3 protein-coding genes are annotated in these 2,557 nt (G+C 70.0%); 2 read left to right on the top strand and 1 reads right to left on the bottom strand.

Going from position 1 to position 2,557, the window contains the following annotated elements; translation table 11 throughout:
- Positions 1-1,697 (bottom strand): DHH family phosphoesterase (locus GJ633_RS15755; protein ID WP_156589537.1); only part of this gene is annotated, 1,697 nt, incomplete at its 3' end.
- A 147-nt stretch (positions 1,698-1,844) separates the two neighbouring features.
- On the opposite strand from GJ633_RS15755, the gene GJ633_RS15750 reads away from it, so the two are divergent.
- The gene (locus tag GJ633_RS15750; protein ID WP_156589536.1) at positions 1,845-2,360 is read left to right on the top strand and encodes a Mov34/MPN/PAD-1 family protein; all 516 of its coding nucleotides are present in this window, start codon (positions 1,845-1,847) and stop codon (positions 2,358-2,360) included.
- A partial coding sequence (locus GJ633_RS15745) for an adenylyltransferase/cytidyltransferase family protein (RefSeq protein WP_156589535.1) occupies positions 2,357-2,557 on the top strand: 201 nt, incomplete at its 3' end. The genes GJ633_RS15750 and GJ633_RS15745, both read left to right, overlap by 4 nt.

The raw sequence follows: 2,557 nt of genomic DNA, 5'->3' as shown, positions 1-2,557 counted from the left end.
TCGACGGGGTCGCCGGTCTCCTGGACGCGCGTGTCGTGGAGCTCGCCGGTGGTCTTGCCCGGCGCGGGGTAGGTGAACCGGTGGGCGTACTCGTCGAGGTCGATCCGGTAGAGGTGCGCGCCGGAGGCGAGCCGCTCGTGGTCGACGTGCCCCTCGATCGCGTCGAGCTGGCGGTCGACGTCGCGCTCGGCGCGCTCGGCGAGGAACTCGACCAGCTCCTCGTGGCGCTCGGGGTCGTCACAGCCAACGTTCAGGGCGTCGTTGACGAGGGTCTTCCCCTCCGAGTAGCGCAGCCAGTGGGCCGCGTAGTCCAGCGCCTCGCCGATGTCGAGGAGGTCGGCCTTCTCGTAGCCGGCCTCGGCGGCCAGGTCGACGTAGTCGTCCATCGCCTCCGCCTTCGAGCGGTCGGAGAGCCCGGCGACTGCCGGGACGTGCTCGAGTTCCCCCGTAATGGAGGGATCGATCAGCCGGGCGAGCTCAACGCACATCATCCCGGTCGTGATCCGGTAGTCCTCTCCGTGGAGGTAGGGGTTGACGTGGGCGTCGAGCAGCGGGTCGACCGCCTCGGGATCGGGGTGGTGGTGGTCGACCGCCGCGATCGGGATGTCGTAGTGCGCGAGGTTCTCGTAGGCGGGGACGTCCTCCGCGGTCGACCCGTTGTCGAGCATCAGCAGGAACGGGAGCTTCTGGCCGTGTCGCGCGCGCCCTTCCAGCGCGAAGTTGAGGTCGCGGGTGACGTCTTCCATCTCGTAGTAGGGCGCCTTGCTCGGGAGCCGCTTGAACAGGTGACGCGGGGCGTCCGGGTCCTCGTGGACGTCGCGGACGAAGCTCTCCAGGGCGAGCTGGACCGGGATCGCCGCGCACATCCCGTCGCCGTCCGCGTGGTGACGGACGCGGATGGGGCGCCCGGAGAGCACCGTCCGACGGAGGATCCGGGCGAGCTCGTGGAGGTCCTCGTAGATCGGCTCGAACGCCTCCCACTCCACGAGCGGGTCGACGTCCGCGGGCGCGGCGCGCTCGTCGAGCGCCGCCTCGTAGCGCTCCCTGGCGGCCGCGGCCCGGTCGTCGGGGAGCCGCTTCAGGGAGTCGACTTCGAGCTGGAGGGCGTTCTCGCGCGTCTCGATCGTCCCGGAGACGTGCACCATGTCCCCCACCGCGATCTCGGGGTACGCACGGACGCCGGCCTCCTCGAAGGCGGCACAGGAGACGACGCCGGACGCGTCGGCGACGGCGAATATCGTCGGCCCGCCCGTCTGTTTCGCCTGTACGACCTCCCCCTCGACGGTCACCTCGTCGCCGGGCGAGAGCCCGCGGACCCGCGAGACGGTGGGCTCGTGGGCCACGGTCTCGGTCCGGTAGTCGTCGAGCGTCACGTCGTCGAAGGCGACGTCGCCGTTCGGTTTCACCTCCGTCAGCCGGACGATCAGCCGGTCGCCGACGGCGTAGTCGCCGTCGAGGTTCGACTCGTGGACGAGTCCGCTCACGGCGTCGGAGACGTCGGCGAAGACGCCGTAGTCGACGACGCCGTTGACCTCGGCGTGGTAGAGCGCGTCGGTCTCGGCGTCCTCGAGGGTGCAGTCGGGCGCCAGGTCGTAGACGGTCGGCCGATCGTCGGCCGTCCCCTTCGCCGTGTGGGCGTCGGGTTCGGGGCTCGAATCGCCCCGCGTGCCGGAATCCCCGGCGGAGTGTTCGCTCATAGAACGCAATCGGAAACGAGCGGTGTTAAGCCTGTTCTCTTCGCTCTCGGATGCGCTCGTGTTGCGTGAGATCCCGTCGCACGACGCGGCGGTCCGTCGGTCCCGCGGTCCGGAACCCCTATGAGGCGACGGCGACTTCCCCCGCGTATGCGACTGTTCCGCTCGGACGAGCTCCTCGGGATCGCCCGAGAGACGCTGGAGTTCGTCCTCGAGGCGAGCGAGGAGAGCCACCCCGACGAGTACATGGGGTTCCTCCGCGCGGACGACGCCCGGAAGCTCGACCTCGACCGAGAGGGACAGGTGATCACCGACGTGCTCGTCATCCCCGGCACGGAGTCGAACCCGGTCAGCGCCAGCGTCCGGACGCACATGAAGCCGAACGACATGCGCGCCGTCGGGTCGGTCCACTCGCACCCGAACGGGGCGCTCCGCCCGAGCGACGCCGACCTGGCGACCTTCGGACAGGGGCGGGTCCACATCATCGTCGGCGCCCCCTACGGGTGGGGCGACTGGAAGGCGTTCGACAACGAGGGACGACAGACCACGCTCGACGTGCTCGACGTCGAGGTGCCGGACGAGCACTTCTTCGATTTTACCCAGGAAGACATCGACCGCGAGCTCGACGACGGCGACGAGGGCGGATTCCTCCAGTGGTTCCGATGACGCGGGTCGTCGCACAGGGGACCTTCGACCTGTTACACCCCGGCCACGTCCACTACCTCGAGGACGCGGCGACCTTCGGCGACGAGCTCCACGCCATCGTCGCCCGCCGGTCCAACGTCACCCACAAGCCGGCGCCGATCCTCTGTGCCGAGCAGCGGCGCGACATGGTCGCCGCGCTCGCCGCGGTCGACGACGGG

It is taken from the genome of Halorubrum sp. CBA1125 (assembly GCF_009742825.1).
Classification (GTDB): domain Archaea; phylum Halobacteriota; class Halobacteria; order Halobacteriales; family Haloferacaceae; genus Halorubrum.
The sequence above is the reverse complement of the archived record's forward strand: the minus strand, read 5'-3'. Positions and strand labels throughout refer to the sequence as shown.

Excerpts from the sequence above, each read along its gene's own strand:
- GJ633_RS15750 (WP_156589536.1), top strand. The coding sequence starts at position 1,845 with ATGCGACTGTTCCGCTCGGACGAGCTCCTCGGGATCGCCCGAGAGACG.